Origin of the sequence: Phytoactinopolyspora halotolerans (genome assembly GCF_010550675.1) — a bacterium.
GTDB classification, from domain to species: domain Bacteria; phylum Actinomycetota; class Actinomycetes; order Jiangellales; family Jiangellaceae; genus Phytoactinopolyspora; species Phytoactinopolyspora halotolerans.
Genome location: NZ_JAAGOA010000002.1, coordinates 79,899 through 98,239, shown reverse-complemented (window position 1 = coordinate 98,239; position 18,341 = coordinate 79,899). Strand labels below are relative to the sequence as shown.

General features: G+C 66.9%; 14 protein-coding genes. 10 read left to right on the top strand and 4 right to left on the bottom strand.

From position 1 onward, the window contains the following. Positions 1-49: 49 nt before the first annotated feature. The 4 genes from G1H10_RS02755 (at position 50) to G1H10_RS02740 (ending at position 4,668) form a co-directional block, all read left to right on the top strand. Entirely contained in the window at positions 50-1,258 is a 1,209-nt protein-coding gene (locus tag G1H10_RS02755; RefSeq protein ID WP_216852835.1) for an MFS transporter, read from the top strand. Between the two features lie 616 nt (positions 1,259-1,874). Further along, complete coding sequence (locus G1H10_RS02750; protein WP_216852834.1) at positions 1,875-3,155, top strand: GGDEF domain-containing protein; 1,281 nt, start codon at positions 1,875-1,877, stop codon at positions 3,153-3,155. Positions 3,156-3,212: 57 nt separating this feature from the next. Further along, positions 3,213-3,620 (top strand): MerR family transcriptional regulator, encoded by a 408-nt coding sequence (locus G1H10_RS02745; RefSeq protein WP_163732360.1) that lies wholly within the window; start codon positions 3,213-3,215, stop codon positions 3,618-3,620. A gap of 52 nt (positions 3,621-3,672) precedes the next feature. After that, positions 3,673-4,668 (top strand): aldo/keto reductase, encoded by a 996-nt coding sequence (locus G1H10_RS02740; protein ID WP_163732357.1) that lies wholly within the window; start codon positions 3,673-3,675, stop codon positions 4,666-4,668. A 67-nt stretch (positions 4,669-4,735) separates the two neighbouring features. On the opposite strand, the gene G1H10_RS02735 is transcribed toward G1H10_RS02740, so the two are convergent. After that, entirely contained in the window at positions 4,736-6,886 is a 2,151-nt protein-coding gene (locus G1H10_RS02735) for a DUF6351 family protein (RefSeq protein WP_163732353.1), read from the bottom strand. Positions 6,887-6,926: 40 nt separating this feature from the next. Continuing rightward, on the bottom strand, positions 6,927-7,946 hold the full coding sequence (locus tag G1H10_RS02730) for an ABC transporter substrate-binding protein (protein WP_163732351.1): 1,020 nt from the start codon (positions 7,944-7,946) through the stop codon (positions 6,927-6,929). A 184-nt stretch (positions 7,947-8,130) separates the two neighbouring features. Between G1H10_RS02730 and G1H10_RS02725 the strand changes: the two genes are divergently transcribed. The 3 genes from G1H10_RS02725 (at position 8,131) to G1H10_RS02715 (ending at position 12,653) form a co-directional block, all read left to right on the top strand. Beyond that, positions 8,131-8,838, top strand: a complete 708-nt coding sequence (locus tag G1H10_RS02725; RefSeq protein ID WP_163732348.1) for a YggS family pyridoxal phosphate-dependent enzyme — start codon at positions 8,131-8,133, stop codon at positions 8,836-8,838. 407 nt (positions 8,839-9,245) lie between these two features. Continuing rightward, positions 9,246-11,870, top strand: coding sequence for a type I DNA topoisomerase (gene topA / locus G1H10_RS02720; RefSeq protein WP_163732345.1), 2,625 nt, complete (start codon positions 9,246-9,248; stop codon positions 11,868-11,870). An 84-nt stretch (positions 11,871-11,954) separates the two neighbouring features. Next, positions 11,955-12,653, top strand: a complete 699-nt coding sequence (locus G1H10_RS02715; protein ID WP_163732342.1) for a DedA family protein — start codon at positions 11,955-11,957, stop codon at positions 12,651-12,653. A 79-nt stretch (positions 12,654-12,732) separates the two neighbouring features. Here the strand turns inward: G1H10_RS02715 and G1H10_RS02710 are convergent, their stop codons facing one another. Next, entirely contained in the window at positions 12,733-13,893 is a 1,161-nt protein-coding gene (locus G1H10_RS02710; RefSeq protein WP_163732339.1) for a serpin family protein, read from the bottom strand. 186 nt (positions 13,894-14,079) lie between these two features. Here G1H10_RS02710 and G1H10_RS02705 point away from each other — a divergent pair, with 186 nt between their 5' ends. The 3 genes from G1H10_RS02705 to G1H10_RS02695 are packed head-to-tail and all read left to right on the top strand — an operon-like array spanning position 14,080 to position 17,274. After that, positions 14,080-15,441: a glycoside hydrolase domain-containing protein gene (locus G1H10_RS02705; RefSeq protein WP_216852833.1), complete on the top strand. Its 1,362-nt coding sequence runs from the start codon at positions 14,080-14,082 to the stop codon at positions 15,439-15,441. A gap of 24 nt (positions 15,442-15,465) precedes the next feature. Beyond that, positions 15,466-16,116: a dTMP kinase gene (gene tmk, locus G1H10_RS02700; protein ID WP_163732336.1), complete on the top strand. Its 651-nt coding sequence runs from the start codon at positions 15,466-15,468 to the stop codon at positions 16,114-16,116. Further along, a complete protein-coding gene (locus G1H10_RS02695; protein WP_163732334.1) occupies positions 16,117-17,274 on the top strand; it encodes a DNA polymerase III subunit delta' in 1,158 nt (385 codons plus the stop codon). It abuts the gene before it with no gap. A 50-nt stretch (positions 17,275-17,324) separates the two neighbouring features. On the opposite strand, the gene G1H10_RS02690 is transcribed toward G1H10_RS02695, so the two are convergent. Next, positions 17,325-18,293 carry an FkbM family methyltransferase gene (locus G1H10_RS02690; protein ID WP_163732331.1) on the bottom strand — a complete coding sequence of 323 codons (969 nt, stop codon included), beginning with the start codon at positions 18,291-18,293 and terminating at the stop codon, positions 17,325-17,327. Positions 18,294-18,341 lie beyond the last annotated feature (48 nt).

Genomic DNA, 18,341 nt, shown 5'->3' with positions numbered 1-18,341 from the left:
TCTCTCCACGATGCCTGGGCGGCCCGCTTCTTACCGAGACGTGTTCTCCGTGCGTGAGTTCCGTCGACTGTGGATAGCGCATGCCCTGTCCGTGATCGGCGACCAGCTCGCTCGCGTCGCCATCACGATTCTTGTTTTCCAGCGCACCGAATCGGCAGGGCTCACCGCCCTGACCTATGCGCTGACGTACATCCCGGATCTCATCGGCGGCGCGACACTGGCCGGCTTGGCTGATCGTTTCCCGCGTCGCACCGTCATGGTGGTCACCGACCTTGCTCGCGCCGGGCTCCTCATCCTCATGGCGATCCCGGGCGTGCATCTGGCAGTCCAATGCGGGCTGCTGGTGCTGATCCAGCTTCTGTCCGCACCGTTCTCTTCGGCGAGGCAGGCGGTACTCGCCGACATGCTGTCCGGGGACCGGCTCACCGTCGGCATCGGTGCGATCTCGATGACATATCAGGTCGGATTGGTCATCGGCTTCGGGTCCGGCGCGGCGCTCGTCGCAGAAGTCGGCGTTTCAGCGGCGCTGCTGATCGATGCTGCGACGTTCATGCTGTCCGCCGCGGTCATTCAATTCGGACTCCCCCGGTACTCATCGGCACCCCAGATCGGCCGTACGGACATCGGACAATGGCAAATCGTCAAGGCGGGCTGGGCCATCGTGGCGAAGAACGCCCAGATGCGCACGCTACTGGCCATCGCATGCTGTGCCGGGTTCTACGTCGTTCCCGAAGGTCTGGCTGCTCCGTACGCAGCACAGATCGGGGCCGATACCGTCGCGGTCGGCCTGCTGCTCATCGCCAACCCAGCAGGAACAGTCATCGGCCTGACGCTACTTCAACGAATCCCCCCAGATCGTCGGCTGCAGTTGATCGCGCCATTGGCCATCGCGAGCAGCGCCATACTCCTCCCGACCGGCCTGGCACCTGGACTCATCGTCACGCTCGTTCTGTGGACTGCCAGCGGCATGTTCTCGGCTCACGACATGATCACGCAAGCCACCTATCTACGCCTTGCGCCTGCGCACCACCGCGGCCAGGCCATGGGCGTAGCCATAGCTGGGCTACGCATGGCCCAAGGACTGGGCATCATCGTCGCCGGGCTCCTCGCCCAACTGCTGTCACCAGCCATTGTCATCGCAATCGCGGCGCTACTCGGCTCTGCAGTGACCGTGATGGTCGCCCTTCGCTGGAATCGAACAGCCCCGCCCCACACCGTTTTCCCACCTACGGGCGAGGCCGACGACATCTCCCATTAATGTCTCGCAATCGATCGTTCGGCTGTTCTTGTCAACTCACGTCCACGTGTTGTCACGCATCACACACACCTCCACTCCGAAACCACCGACCAACTCACCACCACAAACTCACGTCCACGTGTTGTCACGCATCACACACACCTCCACTCCGAAACCACCGACCAACTCACCACCACAAACTCACGTCCACGTGTTGTCACGCATCACACACACCACCTCTCCGAAACCACCGACCAACTCACCACCACAAACTCACGTCCACGTGTTGTCACGCATCACACACACCACCTCTCCCAGCCCCAGAAGCACACGGACAGCAAGGGTCGTCGGGCCTGCCACCGCTGCTACCCAGCTGTGGCCGCGGCACCATCCGGTGTTGCACGGGGCCCCTTCCGTCACGGGACAGACGCGCCGAGTTCAGCAGTCAGCACGTCCGGTTGCATCTCTATTGTCACGATTTGGCCCGCGACAGCTCGCACGGATTGGGCTAGTATGTGGGCAACCATTCGCGGGGGTTGGCTATCGACGCAGGCGAAGGCGGGTACCGAGCTTGAACGGGCGACTTCGAGAGTGGTGTCTGGGATGGGCACTGTGGCGGGCACCGAAACCAGTCCTCGTGCTGGTCACCATCGTGAATGTGGCAGCCCTGATCCTCACAGCCACTTTGACGCCCGCCACCCGTGTCACGACACATGAACTGTTGCTCTTCGGTATCCTCGCGGCTGGTGCGTGGATCTCGATGGAGCTGACGCGCCACATCGAACGTCGACGGGTCTACGGGCACAAGTCTTCCGTGGCGTATATCGACACGAAGGCAGTCTGGAGCTTTGCAGCCGTCATCGTGCTCCCCATAGCACTTGCTGCCGCAATGGTAGTGACCACTTACGCACTCGCGTGGTGGCGCGTCAAAAACAATGGCCGACCGGGGATCCCGTTCCGTTGGATTTATTCTTGCTCCACGGTGTTATTGGGAACCTATGCCGCCGCAGCTGTACTCGCGGCCGGCATGGAGAATTATCCCGGCACCCCTGGCTCCGCCGACATGTCCGGCTTGATCGATCTCGGCGCAATAGCTCTCGCCGCAAGCCTGCGATGGGGCATCAACTATGTTCTTGTTCTTGCCGCCATCGCCATGGCAGATCCCACGATGCCCACTCGTCAGCTATTCACCAACTTCAGCGAGCAGCTACTCGATGCCGGCGCATTGGGACTCGGAATGGTTACCGCTGCGGTCGTAGTCAACAACCCATTCGTCATTCCCGGCATCGTGATTGCCATGGTCGCACTTCATCGCGGCTTTCTCGTACATCAGTACCAATTGGCATCCAGAGTGGACACTAAGACTGGACTGGCATCTGCTGGGTGGTGGCATGAGTACGCCGACCAGATGTTGGCAAAGAGCCTGGAGAGAAGCGAGACTCCTGGAATTCTTATCGTCGACCTGGACCACTTCAAATCGATAAATGACACATACGGCCACCCGTTTGGCGATGAAGCGCTTAGCGCGGTAGCCCACGAGATACTCGCCGAGATTCGCGATCAGGACGCATGTGGCCGATGGGGTGGCGAAGAATTTGTCGTCATCCTTCCCAATATGCAGACCGAGAGCGATGTCATCGCGGTTGCTGAACGCGTTCGACGCCGAATCGAGTCCCTGGTCCTTATCAGTCCGGAATCAGCCGATCAACCCGAGCGCGTACCGCTAACCGTATCGGTCGGCGCAGCGCTGTACCCGATTGGCAACAAAATCTCGCTCGACGAGTTCCTACTCGCCGCCGATGGCGCGCTCTACAGCGCCAAGCGCGGCGGCCGGAACCGGGTCCGATTAGCCGTCAGCGAATCACAGCAGCGCTCCGCACTTCCACACCCTCACTCGAAGACAGAACCGGCAAGCTGAGGTCAACTACCGAGATCGCTTGACTTAGAGTGCACTCTAAGCTCTAGCGTCTTCGATGTGACGACTACTGAGATCGACCGTTCCGCGCCCGAGGCGCCAGCCGCGCGCAGCATCTCCGAGGTAGCCGAGCTGACCGGTGTCAGCGCGCATACGCTGCGGTATTACGAGCGGATCGGCCTGCTCGATGTCAACCGCGACCACGCCGGCCGCCGCTTGTTCTCACCGAACGACATCCAGCGAGTGGTATTCATCACACGACTCCGGCACACGGACATGCCGATCCGGCAGGTTCAGCGGTACTTCGCGCTCGTCGAGGCTGGCCCCGAGACCCAGCCAGAACGCCTCGAACTGCTGGTACGCCACCGCGAGTCGGTCCTAGCGCAGCTCACAGACCTGCACGCCGCGCTCGAAACGATCGATTACAAGATCGCGATCTACGGCGGGTCAGACACGTCCTTCGCGTAGCACTGCGCACCTCACCCACACATCACCGTCACAGACATCGACGAGGAGAGACATGACCCTGCCAACGCGCCCTCTCGGCCGCTCGGATCTCACCGTATCCGCGCTCGGTCTCGGTTGTATGGGAATGAGCGAGTTCTACGGTCCACGCGACGAGCAAGAGGCTGTGGCGACGCTCCATCACGCCCTCGACCTCGGGGTGACGTTCCTCGACACCGCTGACATCTACGGCCCGTACATCAACGAAGAACTGGTCGGACGCGCGATCTCAGGGCGTCGGGACGAGGTAGTGCTGGCGACCAAATTCGGCATCGTTCGCGATCTTGCCCGCCCGTTGTATCGGGGGTACAACGGCACCCCCGAATACGTCCGATCGTCATGCGATGGATCGCTGCGGCGGCTCGCCGTCGATCACATCGATCTGTATTACCTGCACCGTGTGGACCCCGACGTCCCCATCGAGGACACCATCGGTGCGATGAGCGAACTCGTCACCGCCGGGAAGGTGCGCTACCTCGGTCTTTCCGAGGCGGCGGCCGACTCGATCCGGCGCGCGCATGCCGTACATCCCATCACCGCCCTGCAATCGGAATGGTCCCTATGGAGCCGAGACGTCGAGGGCGAGATCATCGGTACATGCCGCGAGCTCGGCATCGGCATCGTCCCCTACAGCCCTCTCGGCAGGGGTTTCCTCACCGGAGCGATCACCTCCCCAGAAGACTTCGCCGAGGACGACGTGCGCCGTCACCATCCCCGCTTCCAAGGCGAAGCCTTCGCCAAGAACCTGGAGCTCGTCGACACGGTGCGGGCGATCGCCGAGAGCAAAGGCGTCACCGCCAGCCAGGTAGCGCTCGCCTGGGTTCTGGCACAGGGCGACGACGTGGTGCCCATCCCCGGCACGCGGCGCCGTAGCCATCTCGAAGACAACGTGGCCGCGCTGCAAGTGCTGCTGGAACACGACGACCTCGAAAGACTGAACGCGCTGGCTCCGGTCGGCGAGCGCTATGCCGACATGACGTTCGTCGCCGGCGTGACGCCGCCGGCACGCTGAACGCCGCTCGGCGCGTCGTCAGTCGCGGCCTGTGCAGGCTGGCGAGTCCGCACAGGCCATGCCGCGCCTACCGGCCGGAGAAGGTCAACCAGACGCCCTCCAGCGGCACCTGGCCCACTCCGGGCTGATCCCAGTCGCACACGCCGTCAGGGAAGATGCCCACCAGGCGCTCCCACTGCGCATCGGTGAACGTCACCGCGTAATCGTCCCGACTCGGCCGAGTCAGGCTGCACTTCAGCACGTCGCCGGCGAGCGGCGCCCCGGCCATCACGCGCGGATCCGCGTGGTACGGATACAGCTCGTTGCATGTGTTCGCGACGCCGTACTGGATCTGCTCGTCGATCTTGGCGCCGTCGTCGGTGAAACACCCATCAGACAGACCGGCGGGACGGCTACGTACCGTCAGGTCACGCTCGCCCATCAACGGTCGGCGTTCGGCGAGATCGGAACGGATCCGCAGCCAGTCATGCATGGCCGCCAGCGCCTCAGAACGCATCTGTTCGGGCACCGCGCCGCCGCCAGGGCCGGTCCAACTGATGTGGGTGTGGGCGTTGCCTTGGGCCGTCAGCATCCGCTCACGCATCATCCAGGACCGGTAGCGATCATGGAAATCGCCTTGCAGGTCCCGATACGGCCGAACCTCGATGATCGGGGTGAATTCGAGTCCGCCGGAGAACTCGTTGACTCGCCCGGTGGCGTAGGCGCGCTCCAGGGCCGCCGGATCAGCCGCCGAGCGCTCCTGCGTAGGCACGCCATCGACGTCGAACCCACCGATCGCCTCGTTCATCTCCAAGAACTGATCGACGCTGATCACACCGTCGTTGAGCGGCTGCAGACCGTACTGAACGCCGACATTGTCCGGCGCTACGCGGCGTCCGTAGCCGTTGTCATCCCGGCCGTACACGTTGGCGACAAGGTCTGAGATGGTGCACCTGATCCCGCTGGGGTTCGTCTCCGGATCCCACCGGTCGGCCACCGGTATGGCGTCCGCACAGCCTCGGTCCGGGTAATCCACGCCGTCGAAGAACATGAACCCTGTGCAGGCGTTCGGCGTGGCGTAGCCGGTCACGGCCCGGCGTTCCTCCGCGGTCCACGACGTCGACGTCTCATTCCAGTAGCCGGTCAGAGCGCGGCAGTCATGTCCGTTGACGGTGACGGTGCGCTCGTCCGGGTAGCCGATCTCCCCGACGACGCCGTCCAGGATGCCCGGGTACGCGTTGGAGATCAGCAGCTGCTGCATGGTCCCGGCGGAACCGCCCCAGCCGATGGTGAAACGGTCTGGACCGTACGTCTCGATGAAATGTTCCTTCACCATCATCGCCGACTCGGCCGACGTGACGTCGTCGCAGTTGGTGGCGTACACGTTGAGGCTGGACGACGCGACGGCGTAGCCCTGACGCAGCAACAGATCCTGTTCGACGCCGCCTGTGGTGCGGCCCTGCCAGTGGCCGGTGCCGCAGGCGCCGCCGAACGTGTAGACCAGCACACCGTTCCACCCTGGCGTCGGGGTCCACGCGTCCGGCAACGGCGTACCGGGCTCGTGCAGGATCGCCGTCTCATACACGGCCCGGTTGATCGTGCCGCGTTCCACCCTGACCACGTACGGGACCTCGTCGCCCTCGGTTGTGGTCGTGATGGCGACGTCGCCGGGCAGCCCGTCGTCCGCGGGAAGGTCGCGGAACTCCCCCGACGTGGTGCGGTAGCGGTACGTCACCGTCGCCTGGTCCACATGGCAATGCTCGTCGACCGCACCGAGGTTCCACGGCGGCTCGTCGGCGGTGCAATACATCCGCACCTGCGGGCCAGAGAAGACCGGCCCGTGTCCGGGATGGTTCACCAGCTCCAGTTCGGCGGCCGGGCGGCCCAGGCCGTCGCCGTTCGCGGTGGCCGTCAGCCGGTTGGAGCCGGGATGCAAGGCGTCGACACGACCGATCAGGCGGCGTTGATCACCTTCGGCAGCGCGGAACACGCCGCGGACGTCGGCCCCGTTGAGCGCGATCCCCACCTGATGAACCGGGACCGACCGGGGAACCACCACTTCGACAAGCGCCTCGCCCCCGGTGACCATGTCCGCAGGGCCGGAGAGGACCTGGACGGAGAACTCGCGCGAGGCCGGGAACCGTTCGCCCGCCCTATCCGTGTCCGGGGCCGCCGGCGTTCCGATCCCCAGCACGGCAGCCGTGGCCATCGCCGAGATCAGCACCATGCGTCGTCGCATCCCGCCACCTCATCGTCGTTGGGATAGGTCCGCCCGTGGCTCAGTGCAGCATCGTGTCGAGGTCGGGGCTCTCATCCAGCAGCCCGTCCTGCACCGCCAGCTCGCCGAGCGTCTGCAGCGCGTCGACGTTCACCTCGGAGGTGAAGGTCTCGATGGCGACCCGTTCGGCCAGTGCCGGATCCATGTCCAGGAAATCGACCATCGTCTCCCGGACCTGCTCCGGGTTCTCTTCGGCGTAGGTCAGCGACTGATCCATCGCCGCCACGAAGTCCTCCACCAGCTCCGGATCGGCATCGGCAAGCTCGCCGCCGGTGAAGGTCACCATCGTGTCGAGCCCCGGTGCGACCGCCTGATAGTTGTACGTGACCAGCTGCGCGCCGTCGTCGACGAGCGTGGTCACGAAGGGCTCCGGAATCCAGACCGCATCGACGTCACCCTGTTGCAGCGCTGCCGGCATGTTGGGGAACGGCAACTCCACGAACTGCACCGACTCCGCATCGCCGCCGTCTTGCCGGACCGCCTCCCGGATCGTCACGTCACCGGCGCCGTTGAGGGTGTTCACGGCGACCCGCTGTCCAGCCAGGTCAGCGGCGCTCTGGATGTCCGAACCCTCGGCGGAGAAGACGCCGTTGATGTCGTCTCCTTCCGGTTTGGAGGCGGAGAAGCCTGTCACGACCCGGAGGTCAAGACCCTGGTCGCGTGCGAGCATCAGGGGCAGCGGCTGCCCGACGACGAAATCGATCTCGCCCGCAACCACCGCCGGCAGCAAAGCCGCACCGCCTTGGCCCAGCTCAAGCGTCACGTCGATCCCGTGCTCGGTGAAGAAGCCCTGGTCGATGCCGAGCTGCAGCGCCGTCGTCGGCACGATGGGCAGGGCACCCACGGTCACGCTCCGCATCTGCTCGTCCGCACCACCGTCGTCGTCCGAACCCTCGGTCTCCCCGGAGGCATTGGAATCGTCGGTCGGCTGCGCCTGCTCGGTCTCTTCTCCGTCGTCGCCTCCACAGCCGGCCAGAAGCAAGCCGACCGCCGCGATACTCGTCACAATTCGTGCTCGCATGATCCGGTCCTTTCATCGTCGACACGCCGGACGTCGAGGATGTGTCTCGAATCACACGATGATTTCCTCAATTATTGAGAATGTCAATGATTTTCCGCCCTCTTCACTCACCCAGCCCCGCCGCACGGCTGAAGCAACAGCCGCCACCGGCCCGGCACCGGGATTGCACTAGGTTAGAAGCGGCATGCTGAACGACGACGAGATCCTGGCCAACCTTCACGACGTGCGGACACGTATCGACCGCGCCGCAGCTCAGCGTCGGCACGGCTCCGGCGACGTGCGGCTGTTGCTCGCGACGAAGACGGTACCCGCAGACCGGATCGCCGTGGTGGTCACAGCGGGTGAACGGCTGCTCGGCGAGAATCGTGTCCAGGAACTCGCCCAGAAGGATGAGTACCTGTCCGCGCTGCCCTGCGAACGCCACCTCATCGGTCACCTTCAGAGCAACAAGGTGAACCAGGCGCTGAGGTATGTGACCTGCATACAGTCGCTCGATCGGGTGGAACTGGCCGATCGGCTACAACGACGGCTGGACACGCTCGACACCACGGTGGATGTTCTGCTCCAAGTGAACACATCCGGCGAGACCAGCAAGTTCGGAGTTCCGCCGGACGAGGCGCTGACGCTCGCCCGTCAGACGGCCAAGCTGGACCGGCTACGCATTCAGGGCCTGATGACCATCGGACTTCCCGCGTCCGACGCCGACCTGATCCGGCCCAGCTATCGCCGGTTGCGCGAAGCACGAGACCGAATCCGCGACGCGCAGATCGATGGCGTGCACATGGGCACGCTGTCGATGGGTATGAGTGCTGACCTGGACATTGCCATAGACGAGGGCTCCACCATGGTGCGGGTCGGCTCCGGGGTGTTCGGGGCGCGCCCACGGCCCTGAACACCGTCGGCACGCCGGCCGACCACTGTCGGCACAGAGGCGGCGCAGCGGTCCCCGCACCGTTCGCCCGGAAGTCGCCGGTTCGAGGCGTTCGCTGCGCCGAAACCGACGTGCGTCCGTGCCGTCGGTGGGGCGCAGTCTGAAGCTCGAAGACAGCCTCCGGGCCGTCTCATCAGATCGTCCACCCGAGCACGAGGGGCCCTCGACGTCTTACACTCACCCTGGAGTAGGGCGGTGTTGATCATGCATGGACCACGCTCACCTCGACCAGCGGCACGTCTGGACGCTGGCGTACGGGCACGAGCGAACCCACCATGCGTACACCGCCGCGGAACTCTCATGGAAGCACCGTCGTATATCGTGCGTTGCTTCGAGAGGGGTTTGTCACGAATGACCAAGGGGATTTGATGGCACAGAACGCGAACGGGGCGGGACGCCGCCTCGTCGTGGTGGAGTCGCCGGCGAAGGCCAAGACCATCGCGGGCTATCTCGGCGACGGCTACATCGTGGAATCGTCCTTCGGGCACATCCGCGACCTGCCGTCGAAGAAGACCGAGGTGCCCGAGACCAAGCGTGAACGCTTCGGCAACCCGGTGGGTGTCGACGTCCAAGGCAACTTCGATCCTCTGTACATCGTCCCCGCGGGCCGCGCCAAGGATCAGGTCAAGAAACTCAAGTCTCTGCTCAAGGACGCCGACGAGCTGCTGCTCGCCACCGATGAGGACCGCGAGGGCGAGGCGATCGCCTGGCACCTCCGCGAAGAGCTCAAGCCCAAGGTGCCGGTCCGCCGGATGGTCTTCCACGAGATCACCCGGGACGCGATCCAGAACGCCGTGCAGAGTCCGCGCGACATCGACGAGGATCTGGTCGACGCGCAGGAGACACGGCGTATCGTCGACCGGCTTTACGGCTATCAGATCTCGCCGGTGCTCTGGCGCAAGGTGACACAGGGCCTGTCCGCCGGGCGGGTACAGAGCGTCGCCACCCGGCTCGTCGTCGACCGTGAGCGCGAGCGGATGGCATTCACGGCGGCGTCGTACTGGGACATCACCGCCACGCTGGACACCGGAACGTCGGAGGAGCCCAGCGCGTTCGCGGCGAAGCTGCTGAGCGTGGACGGCGCGCGGGTCGCGGCCGGACGCGACTTCGACTCCCACGGGCAGGTCAAGGGCCGCGGCAACATCGTCGTTCTGGACGAGGAGCGTGCCCGGACACTGGCCGGTGCGTTGCACGATGTCGGCTACCAGGTGCGCTCGGTCGAAGCGAAGCCGTACACCAGGCGCCCCTACGCCCCGTTCCGTACGACGACGCTCCAGCAGGAAGCGTCCCGCAAGCTCGGCTACGGCGCAGCCAGGACGATGCAGATCGCCCAGCGCCTGTACGAGAACGGCTACATCACCTATATGCGGACGGACTCCACCACGCTGTCCGATGCGGCGATCAGGGCCGCGCGCGCCCAGGTGCAGGAGCTTTACGGCGCGGACTACCTACCGGACGCGCCACGAATCTACTCCAGCAAGGTGAAGAACGCTCAGGAGGCGCACGAGGCCATCCGGCCCGCGGGCGACTCGTTCCGCACACCTGCCGAGACGGGACTGCGCGACGAGGAGTACCGCCTATACGAGCTGATCTGGATGCGCACCGTCGCCTCTCAGATGAAGGACGCCAAGGGTGAGACCCTCACCGTCCGGGTGACGGCGACCGCGTCCACCGGTGAGTCCGTCGAACTCGGCGCTTCCGGCCGCACCATCACCTTCCACGGCTTCCTCAAGGCGTACGTCGAGGGCTCCGATGACCCCGAGGCGGAGCTGGACGACCGGGAGAAGCGGCTTCCGCATCTGACCGAGGGTCAGGCGCTGACCGCTGCCGGCGTGGAGCCGGAAGGGCACACCACCAAGCCACCGTCCCGCTACACCGAGGCGACGCTGGTCAAGGAGCTCGAAGACCGCGAGATCGGCCGGCCGTCCACCTACGCCTCGATCATCCGCACCATCCTGGACCGCGGCTACGTGTTCAAGCGCGGGAACGCCCTGGTGCCGGCGTGGCTGGCGTTCGCCGTCGTCCGCCTGCTGGAGGAGCACTTCAGCAGGCTGATCGATTACGAGTTCACGGCGAAGATGGAGGACGTACTCGACGAGATCGCCGCCGGGCGGGCCGACCGCGTCGCGGAACTGGCGCAGTTCTGGCACGGTGACGAGAAGGTCGAAGGGCTCAAGCACCTGGCGGACAATCTCGAGGAGATCGACGCGCGCGGCATCTCCTCGTTCCCGATTGGCGAGGGCATCACCGCTCGCGTGGGCCGCTACGGGCCGTACGTCGAGGACGAGGAGGGCAACCGCGGAAGCATCCCGGACGAGCTTCCTCCGGACGAGCTGACCGTCGAGAAGGCCCGGGAGCTCCTCAAGGCCGGCAACGGCGACCGTGAGCTCGGGGTGAACCCGAAGACCGGACGGACGGTCGTCGCCAAGGCCGGACGGTACGGCCCGTACGTGACCGAGATCCTGGAGGACGACGCGCCGAAGGGCACGAAACCCCCGACCGCATCGCTGTTCAAGAGCATGTCGCCGGAGACGGTCACCCTCGACGACGCGCTGCGCCTGCTGACGTTGCCACGCACGGTCGGCAAGGACGCCGAGGGCAAGGAGATCATCGCCGCCAACGGCCGGTACGGCCCGTACGTGAAGAAGGGCTCCGACACGCGGTCGCTCCCGGACGAGGAATCCCTCTTCACGGTTACCGTCGAGGAAGCGGAGAAGCTGTTCGCCCTGCCCAAGGGACGGCGCGGCGCGCGGACCACGACACCTCCGCTGAAGGAGCTCGGCGACGACCCGGCCAACGGTAAGCCGCTGGTGGTGAAGGACGGCAGGTTCGGGCCGTACATCACCGACGGCGAGACCAATGTGACCGTCCCGCGAGGCACATCCGTGGAGCAGCTGACGCTGGACCGTGCGGCCGAGCTGATCGCGGAGAAGCGTGCCAAGGGTCCGGCGCCGAAGAAGCGCGCCGCCCGATCCCGCGCCCGCTCCTCCTGACCAAGATCGGGGTTACCCCGAGGTTTCCCTGAACTTCGCTGTCTCAGGGTTGTCTGTGGCGGCCGCCGGGGCAAGGCTGGATCCGTGGATCTCCTGGCTCTCGCCGCCGTGCCCGCGCTCGCCTACATGCTCATCGCGGCGCTGGTCGCCGCCGACGCGATCGTGCCGGTGGTGCCGTCCGAGGTGGCGGTCGTCACCGCGGGCACGCTCGCCGCGGCGGGCCGGCTGGATGCCGTCTCGGTGCTGGTCGCGGCGGCTGCCGGCGCGGTGGCGGGTGACTCGATCGTCTACTTGATCGGTCGGCATGCGCTCCCGGGCAGGTTGGCCCGGTCCCGGCTGGGCCGCCGGATGCAGCACAGCGTCGAGCGAGCCTATGCGCGGATGGGCTCCGCCAGTGTCGCAGCGATCATTGCCGGCCGGTTCGTGCCGCTGGGCCGGACCGCGAGTTCGGCGGCCGCCGGCCTGGCCGGGGTCGCACCGCAGCGATTCCTTCTCTGGGGCGCGATCGGAGGCAGCGCGTGGGCGAGTTGGATGCTGGGCATCGGCTACGTCACCGGATCGGTGACCGAGGCGCCGCTGTGGGCTCAGTCGGCGATCGGCGCCGCAACCGCGATCGTCATCGGCGTGTGGTTCGCCGCGGGCCAGGCCGTCGTACGCACGCGCCGCCGGATGTCCGCCCGTGCGGCCGCCGCCGGCCGCACGATCGACACGTCGTCCGTACCGCCGAACGCCGACGGTGAGCAGGCCCGGCCGTCGATGACCTTCGACCGGATCGCCGCCTGACGGACCGCTGTCGAACAGGGCGCCACCGAGCAGCGCGCCGCCGACCAGAGCGCCGCCGAGCGGCCGGCGGCGGCAACGCCTAGCGCCGGGCCGGCTCGGCCGTCTGCACCCAGCCCGCGAAGAGCACCAGGCCGGAGTCCCGGTGGACGGCGAGGAAACCGAACGGGCGGTCATAGGTGACCTGCAGGCCACGCTCCTTGCGCATCGGCATCGACACCATACGCATGCCGATCGCCGTCACGGCCGCCGCCTCGAAGCCGGTGGCGCTGAAGATGGCCACCGCCGATTGCCGCGCCTGATCGACGTGCAACGGCACCGGACCGATCCGGGAGAAATGTCCTTTGTCCCGTCGACGGACGGTGTCCAGGCCGAACAACGCGGCATGCGCCATGAGATCGTGATCGCTGCGGACCGTGAAACGGACCGTGGTCATGGACACGCCACGTTTCTGCGCCGGGACCACCTCCAATCCGGGCGCCGGGCGGGCCCCGGCATCCGCCGCCTCCAGCAACGACGAACCGGCCGTCAGCTCAAGCTCGCCGGCCAGCGCATCGATCGCCGCCGGCAGTACCTCGTGTCCGGTCCGCTGCTCATCACCGAGTACCAGGTGCACATCGATACCGTTGTCGCCCTCGACGCGGGTCAGCGTCAACGGACCGGCCGCTTCCGTACGCGCCACCACGACGTCGTCCAGCTCCGGCCATGACCGGGTCAGGCCGGCGATGCGCTGCTTCGCCCACGGGCCGCTCCGCGGCACCAGGTGCTCATCGCTGAACCTGCGGGTCCACTCCGTCCGGACGGCGAGCGCGCTGGCGAGCATCAGCATCATGTCCGGGTCGGTGTCGACGGGGAAACGCTCGATCAGATCCCTGGTGTTCTCCCGCGCCCACGCGTCCAGCTTCGGCTGATCCACTGCGGCGTCGCCGGTCAGCTCGCCGACACCGGCGACGGGCAGCTGTGCCGCCCAATCCGGATCGATCTGCGCCGCGGCATGTGCCCACAGGCCGAGGGCGGCGTCGACACCGTCGGCACCGCCGATCAGCTTGAGGACCGCACGCGCGGCCTCCATGCACTGGTCCGCCGGCAGCCCGACCGCCTGTGCCAGCTCACTGCGGCCCGGCTCGTCCGCCGACGACGCCAGCACGGCCAGTAGCGGCCACGCACCCGCACCCGACACCACGCCGGCGCCCTCGGCGCTGAGCCACGACGATGTCAGTCGATTGATCACTCGCACGTCCACGGCCCGACTCTATGACCGCCACGCGGTGAGCGCGGCATGCACGTCGCCGGGCAGGCATCTCTTCTGGCTCCCTGTCGTCACATGGACATCTGTGGCACCATGAGACTCAACGAGCGCTGCGGTCACATGTGTCACAGCGTTCGGTCTCACGAGTGTTGGCATCGGCACACAAGAGACGGGGGAACCATGGACAGGGCGAAACCGAGCCGCTGGCACACCGGCGGGCGAACACGGCGCTGGTTCGGCATGACGCTCGGCATCAGCTCGCTGACCTCCGCGTTGATCGTCGGGACGGTCAACGCGCCCGCCGTCGCCGAGCCGGAGACGCCGGTCAGCTATCCGAGCGGCGCGTCCGCCACCCGTACGTCTGGGCTCGGCTTCGACACCTGCACGGCGCCCTCCCGGAGCGCCCTGCGCGCATGGCGTCAATCGCCCTACTCCACGGTCAACGTCTACATCGGCGGAATCAATCGAGCGTGTCGCCAGCCGGAGCTGAGTCGATCCTGGGTCCGCGACGTGACCGCCATGGGGTGGGATCTACTGCCGACGTACGTCGGCCGGCAGCCGTACTGCGTCAACGCACGAGGTATGAGCACCTTCACCAAGTCCGACGCATACCGGCTCGGCCGCACGAACGCGCAGCACGCGATCGGCAAGGCAGAGGAGCTCGGCATGGCCCGCGGCAGTGCGCTCTACGCCGACATCGAACATTACGACCGCTCCGACCGCGACTGCGCCACGGCCGTGCGTCGATACGTCTCCGCCTGGACCAGCACCCTGCACGCGAACGGGTACCTCGCCGGCGTCTACCTGCACCACGCTTCCGGCCTGCAGGACCTGTCCACGAGTTACGGCTCCGCCCACTACGCACGGCCGGACGCGATCTGGCTCGCGCGGTGGGATCGCGACACCTCCCTGCGGGGATGGCCGAACACCGCGGACAGCAAGTGGTCGGTCCACCAGCGCGCGAAGCAGTACCGCGGTGAACACAAGACCACCAACGGCGGGGTCACCCTGAACATCGACAGCAACTCCATCGACGCACCGGTCGCGACGGTCGCCCGGCGATATCGAGTGACCAGCAGCGTCTCGCTGAACGCCCGCACCGGGCCCGGCACGTCGTACGGGGCCACCGGGGGACACGCACCGGGCTCCACACTCTCGGTCATCTGCCAGGCACGCGGCGCGAAGGCGGGCTCCACCTCGGTGTGGGATCTGCTCGCGGACGGCACCTGGGTCAGCGACGGCTACGTCTCCACGCCGTCGAACACCGGGTTCTCCCGCGCCTTGCCACGCTGCAAGTGGCCGGGTCAGGTCTCCAGCACCGGTCCGCTCAACGCGCGTTCCGGCCCGGGCACGTCACACGCCAGGTCCGGAAGCCCGCTGCCGAGCGGATCGCTGGCGTGGATCGTGTGTCAGAAACGTGGCACCCGGATCGACGGCACGTCCGTGTGGAACAAACTGGCCGACGGCCGCTGGGTGACCGATCACTACGTCTCCACCAGGTCCGCGACCTCGTGGAGCTCGCCGATCCCCCGCTGCCCATAACCGCCGGCATCGTAGGCTTGGGCCGTGGTTCACAACGAGGGTGCATCGCCGCGGGGACAGACCGGTCGTGGGCTCTTCATCGCGTTCGAGGGTGGCGACGGCGTCGGTAAGACCACACAGGTCGAGTTGCTCTCGAAACATCTGCGTGCGCACGGCCGGGACGTCGTCGTGACGCGCGAGCCGGGCGGTTCCCGGATCGGTAAGGAGGTCCGGAGCATCCTGCTGGACGGCGGTGACCTCGATGCCCGCGCCGAGGCCCTGCTCTTTGCCGCGGACCGCGCGGACCATGTGGCCTCGCTCATCCGTCCTGCGCTGAACCGCGGCGCCGTCGTGGTGACCGACCGCTACACCGACTCGTCGATCGCGTACCAGGGCGTGGGCCGCGAGTTGGGCGTCGAGCAGGTCGCCGCGCTGTCCGAGTTCGCCACGCTGGGCCTGAAGCCGGACCTGACGATCGTGCTGGATCTCGACGCCGACGAGCGGCGACGGCGGATGGAGAGCCTCGGCCGGTACGACCGCATCGAGCGCGAGCCCGATCACGTGCACGCGCGCATCCGGCGGGCGTTCCTGGACCTCGCCGCCGCGGAACCGGAGCGGTACGTCATCGTGGATGCGTCACGTCCGGTCGAGCAGATCGCGGCCGCTGTGGCGCAGGCCGTGGAAAGGGTGAACTAGATGAGCGTGTGGGATGCCGTCGTAGGGCAGGCGGTGGTGCCGGCCCTGCAGCGCACGGTCGAGCACGCGTCCGGGCGCACGGAGGGCCACGGCAGCGGTTCGATGACGCACGCATGGCTGTTCACCGGCCCTCCGGGGTCGGGGCGCTCCGTCGTAGCCAAGGCCTTCGCGGCGGCGTTGCAGTGCCCGCAGGGCGGCTGTGGCAGCTGCACCGAATGCGCCGAGGTCCGCGCCGGGACGCATCCCGACGTCGCCACGCTCTCCACCGAGGGCCTCAACATCCGGATCAGCCAGGTCCGTGAGCTGGTGCCTCGGGCCGCGCTGCGCCCGGCTCGCGGCCGGTGGCAGATCGTCATCGTCGAGGACGCCGACCGGCTCGGGGAGGACGCGGCGGACGCGTTGCTGCTGTCGGTCGAAGAGCCACCCGAGCGCACCGTCTGGATGCTGTGTGCCCCGACGGCGGAGGACATCGTCCCGACGATCCGTTCCCGCTGCCGCGTGGTCCAGTTGCGCACACCGCCCTACGACGCCGTCGCCGCCCACCTGACGGCGACCGAGAACGTCGACGAGCGCCTCGCCGCATTCGCCGCCCGCGCCTCTCAGGGGCACATCGGACGGGCCCGGGCGCTCGCCATCGACGAGGAGGCCCGCGCCCGCCGTGAGGAGGTCCTGCGGCTGCCCTTCGCGCTGAGCAACATCCGCGAGTGCCTGGACGCAGCGGCCAACCTGGTGGAGACGGCCAAGGCCGACGCCGAGCGACGCTGCGACGCGCTGGACGCGCGGGAGACCGAGGAGCTGAAGAAGGCCCTCGGTGCCGGCACCACCGGGCGGAAACCGCGGAACATGAACGCAGCGCTGAAGGAGCTGGAACAGGAGCAGAAACTGCGGCGCACCCGGGTGCAGCGAGACTCGATCGACCGCGCCCTGGTGGATGTGCTGGCTCTCTACCGCGATGTGCTGATGCTTCAGCTGGGTGTCGGGGCCGAGCTGGTCAACGACGAGATGCGCCCCTCGCTCGAGCGGCTGGCGCACAGCGGCACACCGGAGGCGACGCTGCGCCGGATGGAGACCATCGTCGAGACCAGAGAGGCACTGCTCGGTAACGCTGCACCGCAGCTCGCCCTGGAGTCGATGGCGCTCGCGCTGCGGGAAGGCTGACTGGGTCAGGCCGGAGCGCCGGTCAGGCTGACTGGGTCAGGCCGGCAGCATCAGGCCGGCAGCGGGACGCCGGCGGCGGCGAGCTGAGCGTCGCTCTTGGTGGTGAACAGCCAATCCCGGCAGTGGATGCTCGGGCTCAGTTCGCCGTACTCCACCAGGGTGTCGGGTTCGACGCGGAGAAGACGGTAGCCGTGCGGTGCCAGCGCCGTCGCCACCCGGTCGGCATCGCCCGAGTCCGGGAGGACCTCGCAGAGGATGTCCGGACGGTTCGCCTCGAGGAACTCCTGAGCGTTCTGCAGCACGACGTCCTCGGTCCCTTCGACGTCGATCTTCACGAGCGTGGCGGCGCCCCGGACCGACTCGGGCATCGAATGCATGATCGCGTCGAGTGAGTACACCGGTACGTCGACCCCGTGTTCGAAGTACAACTCGGTGGAGTAGAAGTCCGGCAACGCGGATCCGCCATCCCCGACGGCGATGCGTGTCGAGTCGCCATCCTTACCGACGCCCTGTATATGCACGGTCACCCGGCGGAGCAGGTCGTTCGCGACCACGTTGTCCAGCGCCGCCTTCGCCACCGCCGGGACCACTTCGAAGGCGTGCACCTGAGCGTCCTCGGCCACGCGCGCACCCAGGATGGAGAACAGGCCGGTGTACGCGCCGACATCCAGAATCAGCTTGGCGTCCTTGGCCAGCGCGGCGAAGACGTCAAGTGCGAGCTGGTCCGCGGGACGGGGCCGGACGCCGTGTCCCCAGTACAGCTCCTTGGCGATCACGCACCGGTCCGGATCCTTCATCACGAACGAGACACCGGCCATGTGCGCCTCGACCTCGTGCACCCGCGCCGGAGCCGGCAGCCGCTCGGAGCGGATGCGGTCGTCCAGCATCGATGCGCACGTCCGCACTACGGCATGCGGGACACGCCAGGACAGAACGCGTTTGACGGTCGGCTTGGCCCCATACCAGCTGTGCCGACGGCTGCGCCCGCTCTTGTCGAAGTCGGTCCTGTCACCGGCCATCTCACCGCTCACACCCTCGATTTGTGCTTATGTCTCGATGCCGTATCG

Coding starts and splice junctions, on each gene's coding strand:
- G1H10_RS02705 (WP_216852833.1), top strand. CDS start 14,080: ATGGACAGGGCGAAACCGAGCCGCTGGCACACCGGCGGGCGAACACGG.
- G1H10_RS02740 (WP_163732357.1), top strand. CDS start 3,673: ATGACCCTGCCAACGCGCCCTCTCGGCCGCTCGGATCTCACCGTATCC.
- G1H10_RS02735 (WP_163732353.1), bottom strand. CDS start 6,886: ATGCGACGACGCATGGTGCTGATCTCGGCGATGGCCACGGCTGCCGTG.
- G1H10_RS02730 (WP_163732351.1), bottom strand. CDS start 7,946: ATGCGAGCACGAATTGTGACGAGTATCGCGGCGGTCGGCTTGCTTCTG.
- topA (WP_163732345.1), top strand. CDS start 9,246: ATGGCACAGAACGCGAACGGGGCGGGACGCCGCCTCGTCGTGGTGGAG.
- G1H10_RS02725 (WP_163732348.1), top strand. CDS start 8,131: ATGCTGAACGACGACGAGATCCTGGCCAACCTTCACGACGTGCGGACA.
- G1H10_RS02690 (WP_163732331.1), bottom strand. CDS start 18,293: ATGGCCGGTGACAGGACCGACTTCGACAAGAGCGGGCGCAGCCGTCGG.
- G1H10_RS02695 (WP_163732334.1), top strand. CDS start 16,117: ATGAGCGTGTGGGATGCCGTCGTAGGGCAGGCGGTGGTGCCGGCCCTG.